Genomic DNA, 19,076 nt, shown 5'->3' with positions numbered 1-19,076 from the left:
ATAATTTTTCAAAACTCGAAAGGGGAACACACACAATGTCTAAAAAGAAAGTCGCAAAGTTTGGTTTAACAGCTGCTGCAGCTGTAACAACTGTTGTTGCTGCTAACCCAGCTGGAGCTGCTGCTGCATCTTCAGTAGAACAAGCGGTTGTACAAGCAGAAGTAAGTGCAAAAGCATTAACTAATTTTTACGGAAATACTGAATTAACAGTAACTCCAGAATTCGAAGCAGCTTATAACACTGCTAAGAAAGCGATCGCTAACGCTAAAGCTTTAGTAGCTTCTACTACTGCTAACAAAGCTGCTCTAGAAGCACGCGTAGCAAACGCTGAAAACTTACAAACTTACGCTGCTCGTTACATCGATGCAGTTAAAATCGTAGCTGGTGAATTAGCTGACGCTACTGCTCCTGTTGCAGACTTCGTTGATGCTGAAGAAGCTCTTGATGCAGACGTAGTTGAAAACTACCACGCTCTATCTGCTGCAATCAAAAAAGCAGAAAGAACAATCGGTAAAGTACGTGGCGAAGCAGTTCGTGAAGCTTTCCAAGAAGGATTCTTATTAGATGCTAAACTTTCTCGTGAAGCGATCATCTTTGAAGTATCTCAATTTGAACTATTAGAAAAAGTTGGAAAAGACATTGAAGCTGGAAACTTAGAAAACGTTGAAGCTGACATGGCTAAATTAGAGCGTTTAAAAGAGCGCGCTGTTAAAATTAAAGAAGACGGAAGAGAATTATACCCTGACCGTACTGATGTATATCCAGACGTTCCTGCTGTTGAAGAAGCATTACGTGCTACTGAAACTGCAGTAACTGAAGCTTACGAAGAGTTATTAACTCCTGCAGTTGAGTCTGTAAGTGCGATTAACGTTAATAAGCTTCAAGTTACTTTCTCAGGTAAAGCTTTTGATACTACTAAAGCTAAGTTTGAAGTTAAGCGTGGTTCTGTAACTGAAGATGTTAAAGTTACTTGGAACGAAGCTAAAACTGAAGCTACTTTAGAGAAGACTGGTAATTTCATCGCTGGAGACTACACTGTAACTGTATCTGGTGTAGAGGGATTAGAAAAAGCTTCAAACACTGTAAAAGTTGAAGCTGAAAAGATTGAAGAAGTGAAAATTACAAACTCTGCTCTTCAAGATTCAGCTACTGCTCCATTAGCAGTTGAATTCATCAACCAATATGGTGAAAAAGCAACTATCGCTGCAAATGATAGCAAATTAACTGTAACAGCATTTAACAAAACTAAAGGTTCTGCTCTTCCAAACTTTGGAGGACTTAAGTTTGAACTTAATGCTTTAGGCGCAGAATTGAAAGACGAAGTAGTTGTTACCGTAATGTACAATGGTGTAACAACAACTAAAACGTTAAATGTAGTAGCACCTGCTAGTGTTGGATCTGTTTCTCTTGGAGAAGTTGTTCTTCCAACTGGAAAAGATAAGTTAACTCCATCTGGAACTACAAATGTAGAACTTAAATACACTGCTACAAACACACTTGGTGAAACTTACAAGTTAAAAACAGCAGATAAAACAAATGGTGCAGTTCAATTCTTATCTTCAGATAATGCAATCCTTGATGCTGCTGATGTAACAATTGATTCTGAAGGCAAAATCAAAATTGCTAAGTTCAAAAAAGCTGGTACAGTAACACTTACTGCTTTCAGCCCAGCAACTGGTGCTACTTCTAAAGTATCAATTGAAGTTAAAGCTGATGCTGGCAAACCAGAAACAGCAACTCTTGAAAAATCAGCTGTAACATTTGCTGCTGGTACTACTACTGCACAATATGTGGCTGTAACAGTAAAGGATAATTACGGAACTGTTATTGCAACTAAGGATTTAAAAGCTGATGATTATGTAATTTCAACTGACAACAATACTGTTGCAAATGGTAGCCTAATCTTAACAGGTGAAAACGCTGGTAAAATTGCAATAACTCCAGTTTCTGGCGCAACTAAAGGTCAATCTGCTACTATTACTGTACTAGTTAAGTCTACTGGTCAAAAGGCAACAATTACTGCAACAGCTAGTGATGCAGCAACACCATCTTCTGTTGAAGTAGAAAAAGACTTTGTAATGCCTACTAACCTATTAACATCTGCAACAGCGGACTTGAAATTTGATGTTAAAGATCAGTACGGTACTATCTATTCTTCAGCAGCTGGACTATCAGCTTACACTGTTGAGTACACAACTAGTGATGCAACTGTACTATCAATCATTAGTGATGAGTCACCTGTTGATGCTGTTGATTCACCAGTAGTAACTGTTAAGGCACTTAAAGAAGGATCAGCAACAGTTAAAGCGGTTCTTAAGAAAGACGGAGTTGCTATTGCAGAAAAAGTATCTACTATTAATGTAGTGAAAAACGACTCTTCTAAAGTAACTTATGGTGTAAGTAATTTTGGTCCATTATTTAAAGATTCATTAGGAAATGCTAACACAGACGCAGCATTAACTGGTGTAGATACAGCTGCAGAAGCAAAGGCTAACGGTTATTATGCTTCATTTGATGTAACTGCAACTGATGCAAATGGCGCAGTTAGTATCGTTCCTGCAAGCTCAATTGTTGGTACTCCAGAAGTAGTTGCTTTAGAAACTGCAAGTGGTGTAGACCTTCAAACTACTGATGTAAATGTATTCAATGACGGTGGAAAATGGTATATTGGTGCGGACGTAGAAACAACTGATTTTGATACTGATGCTAATGGTAATGTTAAAGATATTAAAGCGAAATTACGCTTTACTATTTCTAACGCTGGTGCTGCTCAAGTAGTAGAAAAGGAATTCACTATTTCTAAAGATGGATTAAAAGCTACTGAAATGAAAGTAGTTAAAGATTCAGATCTAACTGATAACGCTGGTAGTGTTGTAGCAATTGATGCTGCTAACCCAACAAAGCTTGATGCAGATGCGGTTGCAGTAAGTACAATTGAAGTTGCTGACTTTACTGCATTAGAAGCTGTTGCAAACACTGTAGTAGTTGTTAAGGACCAATTTGGTAAATATGTTTTAGCAAATACTGATTCAACTAGTGCTTATGATAATGTCACTGTTGCTAACGCAAACTTAACTGGTTTTGCAGACCAAGGAACAACTTCAGCAACAGCTGTAACTTCTGGAGTTCTAACATTTAGTGACTTCGCTGATGATTTAGTATTCAATGCAAATCAGTCGTTCCAAGCAATTCTTAAGCATGCTAGCCTTTCTCCTGTAACTGTTTCTGTTGCAACTAAGGCAACTGTTTTAGCTGCAGATGCTGATGCTGCTGGTGTTGCTAAGAAAGATGCTGACGAGTTTACAGCTACTGTAACTACAGCTAACATTCCAACGGGAACTACTCAGTTTAAGGTGTTTAGTCGTGCAACTGGTGCTTATACTGTTGCTGACCTAGAAAATACTCTTGATGTTACTGGGGCAACTGCTATTGCTGCTGGTCCTGCTACTGTAACAACACTTGATGTAACTGCTTCAGTAGCAAGTGGTTATAATGAAGTATTAGTAGTTTACTATGATGTTAATGGCGAAGTTGTAGGGTTTACTTCTACAAACACTAACCTACAATAATAATAGATATTTTAGAAAGTATTTTATTCTCAAATACTGAAAATATTGGTGGAGAGGCACAGGGACATTACCTGTGCCTCTTCAATTATATATACTGGACATAAATGGATAATGTTTTTGAAAACTAGAACAGATGTCCAGTAAATTAGAACAAAAATAGGTGAGAGTAGTCATGTTGAAGGCTACTCTCACCTTATTTCTTCTGAATTTAATTGAATATTTCGGAATTAAAGAAAGGTAAAAAAGGGGTTGTGATAAATTCATTTATATTTTTGGGGCTATTGGATTATCAAGGAACATGTAAAATCTATATGATAAGCACCTAAATGCAAAATCTAGTGCTAAATCAATTGATAAAGTTTTTTTATAGGCGTCATGCCATTTAATCATTAGTTTGACGGTATCCCTCTTGGAGTACTTTTTCATAGGGTCCTTTTAACCATTTAGGCATTTTTCCTTTCTCAGAGGATTGATAAAGTATATTCTTCTTCTGTCTTTGCTGTAAAATCTGAATGTGGAATTTCTTTACCATAAAGAGTAACCAACCGTGATTCTATCATACTAACAATAAAGAAGTGAGGAAGTTTCTTCTATATGTGTACAATCTATAAAGGGGCAATTCATATTTTCTTAAAAGAGGAATCTAAAAGTTGCAATATAGTTTAGTTTGCTTTATATTTTTTTTACAACAAAACGTAACAGCAACCGAGCCAGTGGACAACCTCTAACTAACTGGGTATTTTTCTCCAAAACCAGAACAGTTTATATAGTAAAAATAGAACAAAAGGAATGATGGGGGCTTAATCAATTTTCAATAGAGGTAATCATTTTGAATCTAAAAATCTGATTTTTTTGTAAATTATTAAAGTTAAAAAAGGGGGCCCATCATTTTTGTAAAAAATTTTTTTTGTATTTACTTATCAAAGAACGATTTAATTCCTAACACACCTTGCTATAAAATCCAGAGCTGAAATTGGAGTTAACTGTTTATCGTAAGCTCTGTGGTAATTTAATAAACGTTTTACATTATTCCTCGAAACATTCTTAATTAATTCAAGAAATATAAAGTAGTCTCCTGCCTTTTGGTTAAAATGTTGATCATATAGTTTTCTTAGCCAGCGAGGTAGCTGTCTTTTCTGGTTGGATTGATCAAAACCATCTGACTTCCTCTGGTGCATACATAACATATTCCACACTCTGTATTTCCTATATCCCTTTCCGTAGCAACGGCTATATTTAGCTAAGGTCTTCCCTTCACTAGATATAATCTTAACAGTTCTATCATTATATCTAATGGTTACCTTTTCTCCCCTATATTCTTCAGGTGCAGAATAATAGTTACCATCAAATGAAACCAATGTATTGTTTCTAACCTTTCTAGTAATCTCATGAAAATAAACGAAATGTTTTGAAGGTACTTGGCCTGCAAGCGTTTGTTCATATTTCATTAGATTCTGACATGTATTATTTTTGTTTGGATGCTTTTTATTATTTATTCTTTTAAGGATAATGTTAATCTCATTTTGTAAATGCTTGATAGATTGATAGTCTTGGTTAAGACCGTGAATCTCTTGTTTTAATGTACCTACAGCATTTTCAACAGTTCCCTTTTGATTTGGTCTATAAGGAGTACACGGGCGTACCGTCATTCCATAATGATTCTCTAGCTGTTTGAATAGGTCTGTTAATTGTATTTGGTTTTCCCTAAATGAACGATTTTTTACAGCAATTTTCATATTATCTATAAGTAGAATGGAAAATACGCATTTGATATGCTTTGTAAAAGAGATAAATGCATCTACGAAAGACTTTGAATCCATTTTCTCAGTAACATGTACATAGCGAAAATTACTGTAAGGTAGAGCAAACACTGCAAAATGGATAAGTTTGTTACGCTGATTTACTCTAATTGTTTTTGATCCCCAGTCGAATTGTACAGCTACACCTGGTTCATGATAAATATCTAGATAGCTTTCCTTCAAACGATTTCGCTCAAATCTTACCCATTGTCCTACTTTAGATTTTTTAACAATATAACCGTCATTTAGTAGACTCAGATGTAATTGATTTACTGTGAATCTACTTTTACGTTTCTCTAATGATAGATAATACCGAATTCTTTGTCTGATCATTTCTTCTTGGGGGTCATACTGGGAAGTTCTCTTTTTATAAGGCATATGTGTGGTACCGGTTTGTTTAAAGTGCTGAATACGTTTATTTACACTATCTAAACAAACAGCAACTTCTTTAGCAATTGCCCGCTGAGCAGTACCGATTAGGTGTAAATCTAGGATTTGTGATTCTTGGGTTCTGGATAATGTCATATTGATTCTCCTTTTTAAATGAAAGAAATACATATTCTTTATCGGTATTGAAAAAGAAGAATTAAGTCGATGATGATAATTTAGCAAGACGGGAAATGGATATCTATTCCATATAATAACTTCTCAGAATATAATAGAATATGAACTATATGATCAAATAGATGGGGGACTTGTTAATTGGCGAAGATTATGATTGTTGATGATGAAGCTCATATTCGTGAGCTTGTTCGTCTGTATTTGGATGATGAGGGCTTTGAGATTGTTGAGAAGTCAAATGGGGCAGAGGCATTGAATTATGCAGAGAATCATAAGTTGGACCTAGTGATCTTAGATATTATGATGCCTAAGCTAGATGGTTGGGAGCTATGTAAGGAACTTCGTGAATTAGGCGATATTCCAATCTTAATGATTACCTCAAAAGGAGAGGCTCAAGATAAAATTAAGGGGTTTAAGCTTGGTACAGATGATTATTTGGTAAAGCCTTTTGATCCAGTTGAGCTAGTTCTACGAGTACGTGCACTTCTTAAACGATACCGGATTGCTGCTTCTAATATGATAAATCTTGGAGACATTGAGTTAGATCGCAAAACATATCAAGTAATATATCAGGATGGTAGAAGGGTAACGATTCCAATGAAGGAATTTGAACTATTATACAAGCTTGGTAGCTATATTGGGCAGTTGTTCACTCGTGACAATCTCATCGAGCAAATTTGGGGCATTGATTACGAGGGGGATGAACGGACAGTTGATGTCCATATCAAGCGAATTAGAGAACGTTTCGCAGAGTTCGAAAAAGACTTTAAGATCGTAACCATTCGTGGCCTTGGGTACCGCTTGGAGGTGTACAGAAATTAAGTCATTATACACTCGAATTGTTGTTATTTTTGTCAGTACGGTCATGTTGAGTTTAGTGATTGCTTATATTGGGACCAATCTAATGTATCAAGGGAGAATCCATACTGAGATTCGAGATACACTAGTTAGCAATGGGGAAAAGGTCATTGAAATCTATAAATCTACAGAATCTGATCAGCTACTACCTTTTTTAGAGGCGTTTACTGGCACAGCCCAAACTCGTCTTCAGCTATACAATCAAGAAGGTATTCCACTTCTTGGAGAAGAAATGGAAGTGGATAGGAACTACATAGAGAGCGTTTTATCGGGAGGGAGAGAAGATTATATATATGCAGGAATGAATCATCTTCCGATAGTGGGAATACCATTTGAAGATAGCGGAGAGTCTTATGCATTATTTTTAACGGTTGACAGGAATAAAGTCGAAGTTGAGATTATGAATTCTATTCATCTCATGTATGTCATCATTTTATTTTTAGGAAGCCTATTAATTATTATTGCAGCACGTTATGTTGTGAAACCTCTTATTCGCATAACAGATGCAACAAAAAAGATGTCCCAGGGTCATTTTAATATCGAACTTCCTACGAAACGAAAAGATGAGATTGGTGTCTTAAGTGCAAGCTTTAATGAGATGGCTCGGGAACTTGGAAAGCTTGATCAAATGCGTCAAGAATTTGTGGCCAATGTCTCACATGAAATTCAATCACCCTTAACATCGATTTCAGGTTTTTCAAAAGCTCTAAGACAAAAGCAAATGAGTGAGGAAAAACGAAACCAGTACTTGACAATTATTGAACAGGAAAGTGAGCGTTTATCTCGTCTAGGAAGGAATTTGTTACGATTATCTCATCTTCAGCATGACCAGCATCAGCATGTTATCACTTCTTTCCGTTTAGATGAACAACTGCGAGATGTGGTTATTGGATTGGAGCCGCAATGGAGCACTAAGGAAATTACCTTTGATATTAAGCTTGAGCCGTTGAAAGTTGAAGCAGATAAAGACCAGCTGAAACAGGTGTGGACAAATATTATTAATAACAGTATTAAATTTACCCCTAGACAAGGGGAAATTCGAATAGCAGCTAAGGTAAAGAATACTGTATTCACAGTATCAATCACAGATAGTGGTGAAGGCATTCCAGAAGAGGAACGAAAAGATATTTTCAAACCATTTCATAAAGTGGATAAGTCCCGAGATCCTTCTATTAAAGGAAACGGTCTTGGCTTATCCATTGTTCAACAAATCATCCATCTTCATCATGGAACGATTGAAGTAGGAGAAGGCCCTGAAGGAGGGGCAACATTCACTGTTACAATACCTATGGAATTTCAAGGAAAAAAAGCTGGAATGATATAAATCATTTATATGTTAAGAGGCCGAAATCAGCTATTGATTTCGGTTTTCTTTTTCAATTATACGTTTTGGAAATACTTCAACAAAAAATCGTTGGATAACAATAAATCCAACATTATAAACTGATCAAACGCTCAGAAAAATCTGGGCGTTTTTTTATATATTCATCCTTTCGGAATAACGATGATCCTTTCTTCTTCATTTTATTTCAAGTTCATATTCAGTTCATATTGAGGTTTTATAGTATGTTCATAGTCAATCTTATAAAGCGTTTATTAAAAGAATAGGAGGGAGCAACCTTTTGTGAACCTTCACAAGCTCATGTTACTACCATTAATACTTTCAATGATTGTTGCATGTAACGTGTTTATTGAAATGGCTATTTCCGTGAGAAGGGGGCTTATTGTTCTAACTTTAGGTTCGATTTTATGGTTTGTTTACGAACAGCTAAAAGAACCTGTAGTATCAGTGCAACTTGTCATCGTTATTTTTGTTTTTTCAACGTTTGCTTTTCTGTTAGTTGTATGGACTTTATTTGAAACTGGGTGGTAAGAAGAGTTTTTTCAGTAGTTCATATCCAGTTCATATTGGTGGTTTACATTAACAACGGAAATTGGTGAGGTCATATAGAAGATGGAAAATTGTTAGCCAGAATTTAGTTCATTACTGAAAAAGAAGGAGGTAATTAATTGAATATATTTCTATTACACTGGGCAGGTTTTATCTTTTTGGTGGGACTATTATTATCACTGCCACTTGGAGCGGTATATTATCTGCATCATTCCGAGTTAAAGCAGTTTTTTACGAATCCTAAAAAATTAAAATCCGCTCATTTAGATTTTATCATGCAGGCTTTTTCAATTGGTCTGGTGTTTCTATTAGAGCTAGGAACGAACCATCAGCTTCCGGTGTTTGCTGTTATTCCACTCGCCTTTGGAACATTTTGTAATCCGTTTATTTTTCTTCTTGAGGCGACACCTTTATATAAAATGGGATTTGTGAAAATCCTCTATCAAATCTTAAAAAGCCTTAGCCCATTGGCATTATTTTTTGCTTGGTTTGTTCTTGCATTTACGTTTTTACCAACTTACATTTTGTGGCTACTACTTGGCTTCATTTTACTGCTAGCCATTGCATTTTTAACGTATAACAAACAACACAAAAAAATAGTTTCAAACACAAAAAAAATCAATAGTGGAGGGAAATAAAGATGATAAAAGTGTCAAATGTATCAAAGGTGTATTCTTTAGAATCAGGAGATTTTTACGCATTAAAAGATAATAATATCCACATTAAAAAGGGTGAATTTGTAGCGATAATGGGCCCGAGTGGATCAGGAAAAAGTACCTTACTACAATTGCTCGGGGGTCTAGATCTACCAAGTACAGGAAACATTGTGGTGGATGATGTTCAATTAAATGGATTAAGTGAGAAAGAACTGACTCAATTCCGACGTACAAAAGTCGGCTTCGTCTTTCAAAACTATCAGCTTTTACCGATGATGACAGTGGGAGAAAACATTGCCTTGTCTCTATCAGCAAACAATGCTTCTAAAGAGAAAATTAAATCGACAGTTAGCCAGCTTTTATCTGATGTGAAACTTGAAGGAAAAGAATCTCAATTTCCTTCTCAGTTAAGTGGAGGGCAGCAACAAAGGGTGGCAATTGCCAGAGCATTGGCTATGAAACCAAAGTTAATTTTAGCGGATGAACCAACAGGAAATCTTGATCAGATAAATGGGGAAGGGATTTTGAACTTACTTTCAAAGCTTAATCAAGAGGACCAAATAACCATCGTGATGGTAACCCATGATTTACAAGCGGCACAAGTTGCCAATCGGATCATCACAGTCCGAGATGGATTAATTATAGAGGACGGTGTAAAAGGAGGTCATCATAATGAAACAATGGCAAATCGCATGGCGTAACTTAATGCGTCGAAAGTTGAGAACCTTCCTGACAATTTTATCGATTGTCATCGGTGTCGCGTCCACTTTTTCGGTTATTGCTGCAGTGGATTCAGCAGAGAAGTCATTTCCAATCTTTGTACAAAAAGCCTTCGCAAAAGCGGATTTCATTCTTGCAGGCACCGATGCGTATTTTTCAGAAGACGTGTATAAGCAAATGGAAACGATTGATGGTGCGACATCTGTTGCACTATTAAAAGAAAATACAAAGCTTGTCGTAGAGGAGGAAGAGATATCTTCTATCCAAAAAAGGGTGGTTGTGACAGGTTACAGTAAGCTCGATACAGCTGTTACTGGATTTGAGCTAATCGAAGGCGATCTAAACGGTGGAGGTGCTGTTATAACTGATAGAACAGCTAAGATATGGGGTTCAAGGATTGGTGATTCTATCTCGTTTAATACAGATCAAGGAATAAAAAACATCGAGGTTTCCGCTATTATCAAGTACACACAAGAGTTAATGGGACCATCCAGTTGGAATATGGCAAAGTATCATCACTGGGCAGTCGCTCTTCCACTACCAGTTGTTCAAGAATGGTTTGGGTTAGAGGGTCAAATTCAAGGAATTCAAGGAAAAGCAAATGATCGGGAACGTGTTGCATCCGTTAAGCAAGCCGCTGATCAAATTGCAAAAATGAATTCAGACATCTTTATGCAACCAGTCGTTATCAATATTAATGAAGAATTTCAAAAAATGGATTCCTTTTTTATGGCATTGTATATCGCTGGTTTCCTAGGGATCATATTAAGTGCTTTCATCATCTTTAATTCACTATACGTGAGCATAAAGGAAAGAAAAAATGAATTTGCCGTTCTAAAAACGATTGGATATACCCCAGGACAACTTCAGGCCATGGTGTTATCAGAGGTGATCCTGTTAGCGTTGATTGGAACTGTAATTGGGTTGGTCGTTGGATATGGAATGGCATTAGGGTTAACAAATCTCGTCTTTATGCTGATCGGTATTCAAGAAGGAAATAGTATTGTTCTTTTACCAGGGATTTTATTATCGTTACTCGCAGGATTGGTTGTTCCAGTCATTGCAGCTTGGTATCCGATTAGAGATGTAGGAAAAATTAGCGTGATAAAAGTATTAAAGGAAAGCAAATCAAAAGCGAAACCTACGAATAAATGGGTGGGGATCCTCGGTATCGTTCTAATTATTTCAAGTTTCTTTATTCAACATTTGCTATTAGTTTTACCACTAATGGTGGGGATTGCATGCATATTCCCATATTTATTTAGACTGTTTGTACACGTTATAAAAGGGTTTTATGGTCTTATATTCAGATTTTCAGGAGATATGGCAATGAGGAATTTACATCGCAATCTTAGTCGCTCTTCGATGACCTCTGTCATACTTTGCCTGGGGATTGCCATGATTGTGTTAATGAGTTCTTTGAATTCAGCACTATTACAGACCTATGAAAAAATGGTTCATTCAACGTATGGTGGGAATCTTGATATTATGTTTCACCACATTGAAGAAGGAGATCTAGAAAAAATCAAAAATACAGAAGGCGTTGCCGATGCAACGACATATTCTTTACAATCAATCATTTGGACTCTAGATGGAGAAAAACGAATGCTCCCTATATTTGGAGTTGGAGAAGATTGGATTGATCGTTTTCCGCTGTTTACCGGACAAAATGAAACACATGGTGACTTAATTAAACGTTTACATGACGATGAAATCATTCTTGATGAAATTTCCTACGAAGTATGGGGTGGAAGAATTGGAGAAAGCATCACGCTAGATACCCTAGATGGAGCAAAGTCATTTAAGGTTATTGCTGTCGTTAATACAATGAAAAATAGAGGATATGGTGCGTTTATGAACGAGGCTCATTTTAAAGAGAGCTTCGGAGTGAAATTCGAAAAAAATGCATTAGTGTTGAAGGATGATGAAACAAGTCCACTTCAGTTAAGAGAAAATATCTATGGACAATTTGGAGAACGTGTCGAAGAAATGTGGGGCCCCGAGGATTGGGTAACCGTCATCGGTTCCATGGTGACAAGCTCGTTTAGCATTATTAATGCATTAGTCATTCTGGCAATTATTATATCAGGAATCGGAATCACGAATACATTGCTAATCAATATCATGGAACGTGTTCGTGAAATCGGAATGATGCGTGCAGTAGGGGTCACACGAAAACAAGTCGTCCGAATGGTTATTCTTGAAGGGTTCGGAATAGGCTTAGCAGCAACTGTCATCGGTATTCTATTCGGTATCCTATTAATCTATATGACATCTGGCTTTATGGAGTATAATAACCTAACGTTTGAGTTTGGCGTGTCCCCACTGATCATTACGTTGATTTTCTCGTTTGGAATACTCATAAGCTTGGTTTCAAGTTTTGCCCCTTCAAGAAGAGCTGCAAAAATTCCATTAAATGAGGCGTTGCGATATGAGTAAAAAAAGCCTGATCCTGTTTCTATGTTTTTCGGCTGTACTGCTACTTACAGCCTGTAATTCAGATTCATCGTGGGATGAAGAGAACGTGGTTGAGAGTAAAAGAATCATGACGGATGATGTGAAGGTGAAGTGGGAGCTTGATGAACGTCAAGCTCCTGGTGATGACCATGTAATAAGAATGTCGGTTGCTAACAACGGTGACCCCATTGAAGAATTTAGTGTTACTCATGAAAAGCTATTACATTTGATCGTAGTTAGTAAAGATTTATCCTATTTTAACCATATTCATCCAGAGTATAAGGGGAATGGAGTATTTGAGGTAGAGAATCATTTTCCAGCTGGCGGCGAGTATCGGATGATAGCGGACTTCAAGCCAAAAGATGGTGATTCCATGAGTAAAATGGAATGGGTAACAGTTGAAGGAGAAGCTGCTCAACTAAGTCCTGTATCTGTTGATCATCGTCTCGAGAAAATTATAGAAGGAATAAATGTATCGTTAACTGTAAACTCTGGGCTAGAGGCTGGGAAGGAGCTTACATTAGAATTTAGGTTAACGGAAGGTGATCTCAAGGATCCAATAACTGACCTTGAACCCTATCTAGGATCTATTGGTCACGTTGTTGTTTTATCTGAAGACAGTGAACGATATTTACATGTTCATGCATTAGAAAATCAAGGGAGTGGCCCTGTTGCCCTCTTTGAAACCACATTCCCACAACCTGGAGTCTATAAAATTTGGGCCCAATTTCAAAGAAACGGGAATATCTTGACAGTGCCTTTTGTCGTTGACGTTCCATAGAGCGCCAATGGCAGCGGTGGCATGGGGTAAAAGGGAGAGAATTATGAGTAACAAACAATTAATACAACACTTTGAAAAAATATATAATTTTCGTGACATCGGAGGAGTAAAAACAGAGCAAGGATCTACCATAAAAAAAGGTGTGATCTATCGCTCAGATAAGTTATCTAACATGACTCCATCTGATCTGGAAATATTAAAGAAATTTAAGATTAAAACAATTTTAGACCTTCGATCAGAAAAAGAATACAACAAGAATAAGCCCTTATTACTTTCTGCTGAGGAGATTAATTCTGTGAACATTCCTCTACTTCCCATAGAGACTCAAGATGCTAATTTCCGAAAGTTTCTTAGCTTTTTGTTTCGAAAGACAGGAGCAGAAGATTTTAAAAACTTTACCAGGGAGTATTATCACAGTATTGCATTCTATCAAACTCCACAGATAAAAAAAATACTTACCTTAATCTCTGATGATAAAAATTGGCCGGTGCTCATCAATTGTTCAGCTGGAAAGGATAGAACAGGGATTATTGCAGCAATCATTCAGTCCTTAGTTAAGGTACCCTATCAAAAGGTATTGGAAGAATATCTCTTAACCAACGATTATTATAAACATCGATTAGATATATTTATAAAAGTCATGAGATGGATCACTCTTTTTCAAGTCTCACCAGAGCGTGCTGAATTCATATTAAAGGCTCATCCTGAAGTGCTCGAGCAATTATATGCCAATATTAAGGGACGATATGGAACCGTCGAAACCTATCTTATGGAGGGTTGCCAACTAGAAGTAGAGATTCTAGATAGACTGAAGCAGAATCTAGTCCATAAAAGTACGTAATAGAAATGGGGAATACTGATGGATTCAAATTGAAAAATATCGGATTACAAGTTATTGATGGTAACTCAAATATTACTAGCGATTTATATAAGTTAACTCTGCTGAGAAGGCGAAGTATAGTACATACTGGACTCAAATGTTTATACTAGATATATATAAATCGTCATTAGAATAATCAAAGGACGAATTGATATGAAGCCCTACCAAATGAAATCTCTGAAACTCTATGTAGGAAGAGATTTTAGAGGAGTTTTCTAATTAGGAGTCTGGTTTCCTTGTACCAGGTTCTATTGATAAAGATAAAATTTAGTTGAGTACTAATAATCTAGAGTCTATTCCGGAGAGTAAAGGGATATAGGCGCTAGTTTTTTTAGAGAGATGTATAAAATTTAATGGTGCAATAAATGAAAAACGAAAGGATAGATCTATGAAGAAAATTCTAGTACTACATAAAATATTTGCTAACTTTTTCCTTGTAAATATTATATAATTCCTAGTATATAATACCTAAAATATTAAACTTATATTAATGTAGTATAAGAATGAAGGAGAAATCAAACTTGTCTACTAAACCTAGAAAACAGTTATTATTAGTGCTTATTTTACTTTTATTGTTTTATAGCTTTAACCTTGGGAATCTAGGATTGCGTGTTTCTGCTGCTACTTGGAAAACAGCTGTCCCAGGGTTTGGAATGCTTCCAGAATATAAAGTGGGATATGGGAACGGACAGTGGCTATTATTTGATTATGATACAGGAAAGTACGGAAAATCACCAAATGGGGAAAATTGGGGAGTATCGCCAACAAATTTTCATTGCACAGTAGCTGATTCGTTTTACTGGAAGGAAAGTCCAAGTAATACAAAATGGATAACTGCTTGTGAGCAAGGAGAAATCTTTACTCTGCATGAAGGTGATGACCCAATAGGAAATCCGAGCAATTGGGTTTCTCGAACAGCCGATGTATTCCCCGGCCTAAGCAAATACTCGATTGCTGCCAATGACAATAAGGCAGTAATAGTTGGATATAATGGTACGATTCTTACTTCTACAGATGCAGAAAATTGGAGAGATTACTCACCAGCTGATGTAAGAGGTTTTTATGGAGTAGCCTATGGTGAAGGTAAATTCATTGCTGTGGGTGATGACAACAGTAATAATCCAATCGTCTATTCTTCTAATGATGGGGAGCAGTGGAATAAAGTAAATAACCTTAACCTTCCTAATTTACAAAAGTTATATAAAATTACTTATGGAGCTGGCAAGTTTGTTGCAGTTGGACTTATGGGAGATATCTATGTTTCAGATGACGGCGTTACATGGGAAGTAAAATACCCTTCATCTGTATCTGGGAGTATTGACTTCAATGCAGTAACATATGGTTCAGGAAAATTTTATGCAGCTGGGTCCGATGAAACCATTATATCCTCAATAGACGGAATAAACTGGGATCCGGAATATAAAGGTAATACAGATAGAACATTTTACTCAATAAAAGCATCAGAAGATGGAGTAATTGCTGCTGGCAATAGAGGATTGGTTAAAACTTTTATTAAAAGTTCAAATAATAAACTAACCAGCCTTACAATCGATCATGGAGATTTAATTTTTTCACCAGACCAGGAGAACTACTCAACAAGTGTTGATAACGCGGTAGCAAGCTTATATGTTACAGCAACTGTAGATCAGGATCCAACTGCAACTGTTTCTATTAACAATATAGTGGGTACTTCTGCTAATGTTCCATTAAGTGTAGGTCCTAATACGATAAATGTTAGTGTAAAAGCTGAAAATGGTTCAATTAGAAATTACAGTATTGAGGTATTTCGAGAAGCTCCTATTACAAGCAATGCTAATCTAAGTCATTTATCAGTTGTACAAGGAAACTTATCGGAATCATTTAATCCAGAAGTTTTGAACTATACAGTAACTGTTGAACATAATCTAAACAGTATCGACATTATTTCAATTTTAGCTAACAGTTTTGCGACTTTAACGGTATACGGGATGCCAGCAAATTCTGGAGTATCTAAGCCTGTTATATTAAATATAGACAGCCCAACAGTCATTCCAGTGACTGTAACAGCACAAGATGGAAACAGTACTAGAACATATACATTGACAGTAAATAGAGATAAGGGGAATTCGGCAAAACCAACTGTTACCGGGGCGATAACAGAGGAAGATACCATGAACAGTAGTGGATTGGTGATCCTTCCCGTTTTTGACCAGGACAGGACTGAGGCAAGCTACTTTAAAATTACAAATATTGTGGGCGGAACTTTATATAAAAATGATGGGTCCTCTCCGATTAATAATGGAGATTTTATTCCCTTAAATGAGGGAAGTAGCGGCTTAAAATTCATGCCTGATGAAGATGCTTTTGGAACAACAGGGTTTGGTTTTGATGTTCAGGCAGCTCCAGGAACAGATGGAGAGAAGCTGTCTGATCCTGAGCATGCCACTATTGATGTCACAGAGGTAAATGATGTACCAGTTGCAGTTGATGATCAACTAGAGAATGATGTTATAGCAGGAACTGGAGATATTACAATTCCATTTTCAGATTTAATGACAAATGATAAAGCTGGTCCTAGTAATGAAGAGGGGCAAACATTAACAATTGTTGATGTTAGTAATGCAACCGGGGGAACCGTTAGGATTGAGGGGGAAAATGTTATTTTCACTCCGGATCAAGGCTTTATCGGCTTGGGTAATTTTGATTACACAATAGAAGATAATGGAACCACAAATGGCATTCCAGATCCTCAATCCGCTATAGGTACTGTTCGTTTTAATATCGTCGAGCCACCTAAAAGTTCCAATGCAGACTTAAGTAATATCATCTTATCTTCTGGCTCTCTTGATTCAGCTTTTTCAGTAGATGATCTAGAATATTCAGTTGGCGTTGGACATTCAGTCGAAACCCTTACACTATCACCAAGCACTGCAGATTCTAAGGCGACAATTGTAGTGAACGGAACTCCAGTACAGAGTGGTGAGGCAAGCTCTCCTATTCATTTGAGCGTTGGAGATAATGAGATTACGATGATTATAACAGCGGAAAATGGGAACACAAAGACCTATACAGTAAAGGTCAACAGAGAAAAGGGTGACCAGCTAGCTCCAATCGGATTAACAGGTGTTGCACCAACAGTAGTCGGAAATAATGGGAAGATAAATGGTACAATAGAGAACATGGAATACCGATTAAAAGGAACAGAAAATTGGATTCATGCAGCAAATCAGGTAACAACAGGTTTAGAGGCAGGGGTTTATGAAGTAAGATTTGCTGCTAAAACAGATTATAATCCAAGTCCTGTTATAGAAGTTGTGGTCTTTCCATATATTGCTCCAGTTTCTCCACCATCAACAGGTGGAGGTCCAAGCGAATCTGTACGTCAAGGTGATGTAGGAGTCGGGAATGACACAACAGCAAAAGTGGATATTGTGCGAAGTACTCACAATAATAAAAAAGTAGATTCAGTAGAATTGAACGAAAAGCAGGTGGAAAATTCTGTTCAAAAAGCAGTTCAACAAAACAAAGATTCTATTGTCATTCGAATACCAGATCTTCCTAATGATTTAGCTGATGAAATCACGGTAAAAATTCAAAAGCAGGCCTTGAATTTATTAACTCAATCTCAGATTGCAGTAAGTCTACAAACCGATGACGTAACCATTGAGTTGCCAGAAACCTCAGTTAGCCAATTAAATGAAACGGAAGATGAGCTATACTTTAAGGTAGTTCCGATCCGAAAAGAAGAGGAAAAGAGCCAAATCATCAAAGATACCGTGGATGCAGAACTTGTTAAACAACAAGCTGGAGACAAGGAAGTTCAAGTGTTCGGAAAACCGATGATTATCGAAACCAATTATCGAGACCAAAAAACCATGGTGACATTTTCATTAAAAGACATAGAACTACCTAAAGACTCAGTAGAAAGAGATGAGTTCCTAACATCCTTGGCGATATATATCCAACATAGTGACGGTGAAAAAGCGATCCAACGAGCTGTCATTCAGAATGACTCAACTGGAAAGCCAGCCGGCGTTTCCATAGAAATAACGAAGTTCAGTACTTTTACCATTATTGGATTGCCTAATACTACTCCAACGGAAGAAAAGGACCCGGATCCAATAATTCACAAAGAACCTGTAGCCCGAATTATAGTGAAAAAACCTGTAGAACTATTGAAGCGGCTACAGGATGGTACTTATACTTCATCAGGAATCACTGCTAAAGGTGAAATTAGAGTTTATGGATTTGCTGGAGATTACTATAACGTTGGCGGCCAATATTATGTGAAGAATGAAATCGGCAAAACCGTTATGTACGAAGGACGTGTATTAATTAAAAAGGTAACCCCTTTATACAGCCCTGACGGTAAAATCTACCGCATGCTGAGAGCTGGAGAAGCTATAAGAGTTTACTCTCAGAATGGCAATACATTTGAAGTGGGGGCAGGGTATAAAATCAAATATGAGAAAGATAAAACGGTCTTCTATACAGGCATGGCTTACCTTAAGAAAGATACCATCTTATACAAATCTGACGGTACTGAAGCAAAGATTCTTAAAAAGGGCGATCAATACCGTGCGTACAAAGTAGAAGGAAACAAAATCTATGTTGGCGGAAACTATTATCTTCTTGCTGACAAAGAAGTCATTCAATATAAGAAAAACTAAGGCTATGACATTTTGTCATAGCTTTCTTCTTGGGCAAATCGATACAGATATTCACTTATTAGGTAAAATAAATCAAGTATATATTATAGTAAAATAATTGATAAAATGAGAAAAATACACATAATATTAGTATGCTTACTATGTACTTTTAGAGATTTCCAGCGAGAAATTTTGAATGTTTGGCGTGCCCAGCAAGCCGTAAATTGCTAATTGGTGAAAGTCCAATCTGAGTAAGTGCCAAGACGCTCAGTAGCT

General features: G+C 36.7%; 11 protein-coding genes. 10 read left to right on the top strand and 1 reads right to left on the bottom strand.

The features are described 5' to 3' along the window. Positions 1-35 precede the first annotated feature (35 nt). Positions 36-3,569, top strand: coding sequence for a hypothetical protein (locus tag ACEWK1_RS11155; RefSeq protein ID WP_416636255.1), 3,534 nt, complete (start codon positions 36-38; stop codon positions 3,567-3,569). Positions 3,570-4,501: 932 nt separating this feature from the next. On the opposite strand, the gene istA is transcribed toward ACEWK1_RS11155, so the two are convergent. Further along, positions 4,502-5,893, bottom strand: a complete 1,392-nt coding sequence (gene istA / locus ACEWK1_RS11150) for an IS21 family transposase (protein WP_416636254.1) — start codon at positions 5,891-5,893, stop codon at positions 4,502-4,504. Between the two features lie 177 nt (positions 5,894-6,070). Here istA and ACEWK1_RS11145 point away from each other — a divergent pair, with 177 nt between their 5' ends. The 9 genes from ACEWK1_RS11145 to ACEWK1_RS11105 all read left to right on the top strand — a co-directional run bounded on the left by ACEWK1_RS11145 (position 6,071) and on the right by ACEWK1_RS11105 (position 18,821). Further along, positions 6,071-6,751 carry a response regulator transcription factor gene (locus ACEWK1_RS11145; protein ID WP_416636253.1) on the top strand — a complete coding sequence of 227 codons (681 nt, stop codon included), beginning with the start codon at positions 6,071-6,073 and terminating at the stop codon, positions 6,749-6,751. A gap of 82 nt (positions 6,752-6,833) precedes the next feature. Beyond that, on the top strand, positions 6,834-8,111 hold the full coding sequence (locus ACEWK1_RS11140) for a sensor histidine kinase (RefSeq protein WP_416636252.1): 1,278 nt from the start codon (positions 6,834-6,836) through the stop codon (positions 8,109-8,111). 300 nt (positions 8,112-8,411) lie between these two features. Then, complete coding sequence (locus ACEWK1_RS11135; RefSeq protein WP_231308530.1) at positions 8,412-8,660, top strand: hypothetical protein; 249 nt, start codon at positions 8,412-8,414, stop codon at positions 8,658-8,660. 137 nt (positions 8,661-8,797) lie between these two features. After that, the gene (locus tag ACEWK1_RS11130) at positions 8,798-9,316 is read left to right on the top strand and encodes a hypothetical protein (protein WP_416636251.1); all 519 of its coding nucleotides are present in this window, start codon (positions 8,798-8,800) and stop codon (positions 9,314-9,316) included. 2 nt (positions 9,317-9,318) lie between these two features. After that, positions 9,319-10,035: an ABC transporter ATP-binding protein gene (locus tag ACEWK1_RS11125; RefSeq protein ID WP_416636250.1), complete on the top strand. Its 717-nt coding sequence runs from the start codon at positions 9,319-9,321 to the stop codon at positions 10,033-10,035. Further along, positions 10,007-12,493, top strand: coding sequence for an FtsX-like permease family protein (locus ACEWK1_RS11120; protein ID WP_416636249.1), 2,487 nt, complete (start codon positions 10,007-10,009; stop codon positions 12,491-12,493). The genes ACEWK1_RS11125 and ACEWK1_RS11120 overlap by 29 nt, the downstream gene beginning before the upstream one ends. Then, on the top strand, positions 12,486-13,292 hold the full coding sequence (locus tag ACEWK1_RS11115) for a hypothetical protein (RefSeq protein WP_416636248.1): 807 nt from the start codon (positions 12,486-12,488) through the stop codon (positions 13,290-13,292). Before ACEWK1_RS11120 ends, ACEWK1_RS11115 begins: the two co-directional genes overlap by 8 nt. A 43-nt stretch (positions 13,293-13,335) precedes the next feature. After that, positions 13,336-14,133 (top strand): tyrosine-protein phosphatase, encoded by a 798-nt coding sequence (locus ACEWK1_RS11110; protein WP_416636247.1) that lies wholly within the window; start codon positions 13,336-13,338, stop codon positions 14,131-14,133. Between the two features lie 560 nt (positions 14,134-14,693). Continuing rightward, complete coding sequence (locus tag ACEWK1_RS11105; protein ID WP_212135546.1) at positions 14,694-18,821, top strand: cadherin-like beta sandwich domain-containing protein; 4,128 nt, start codon at positions 14,694-14,696, stop codon at positions 18,819-18,821. Positions 18,822-19,076 lie beyond the last annotated feature (255 nt).

The organism is Metabacillus sp. YM-086 (assembly GCF_048059995.1).
Taxonomy (GTDB): Bacteria; Bacillota; Bacilli; order Bacillales; family Bacillaceae; genus Metabacillus; species Metabacillus litoralis_B.
This window is presented reverse-complemented; position numbering and strand designations above follow the sequence as displayed.

What these genes read in the sequence shown, in the direction of transcription:
- ACEWK1_RS11140 (WP_416636252.1), top strand. Translation starts at nt 6,834, where the DNA reads ATGTATCAAGGGAGAATCCATACTGAGATTCGAGATACACTAGTTAGC.
- ACEWK1_RS11110 (WP_416636247.1), top strand. Translation starts at nt 13,336, where the DNA reads ATGAGTAACAAACAATTAATACAACACTTTGAAAAAATATATAATTTT.
- ACEWK1_RS11115 (WP_416636248.1), top strand. Translation starts at nt 12,486, where the DNA reads ATGAGTAAAAAAAGCCTGATCCTGTTTCTATGTTTTTCGGCTGTACTG.
- ACEWK1_RS11155 (WP_416636255.1), top strand. Translation starts at nt 36, where the DNA reads ATGTCTAAAAAGAAAGTCGCAAAGTTTGGTTTAACAGCTGCTGCAGCT.
- ACEWK1_RS11125 (WP_416636250.1), top strand. Translation starts at nt 9,319, where the DNA reads ATGATAAAAGTGTCAAATGTATCAAAGGTGTATTCTTTAGAATCAGGA.
- istA (WP_416636254.1), bottom strand. Translation starts at nt 5,893, where the DNA reads ATGACATTATCCAGAACCCAAGAATCACAAATCCTAGATTTACACCTA.
- ACEWK1_RS11120 (WP_416636249.1), top strand. Translation starts at nt 10,007, where the DNA reads ATGAAACAATGGCAAATCGCATGGCGTAACTTAATGCGTCGAAAGTTG.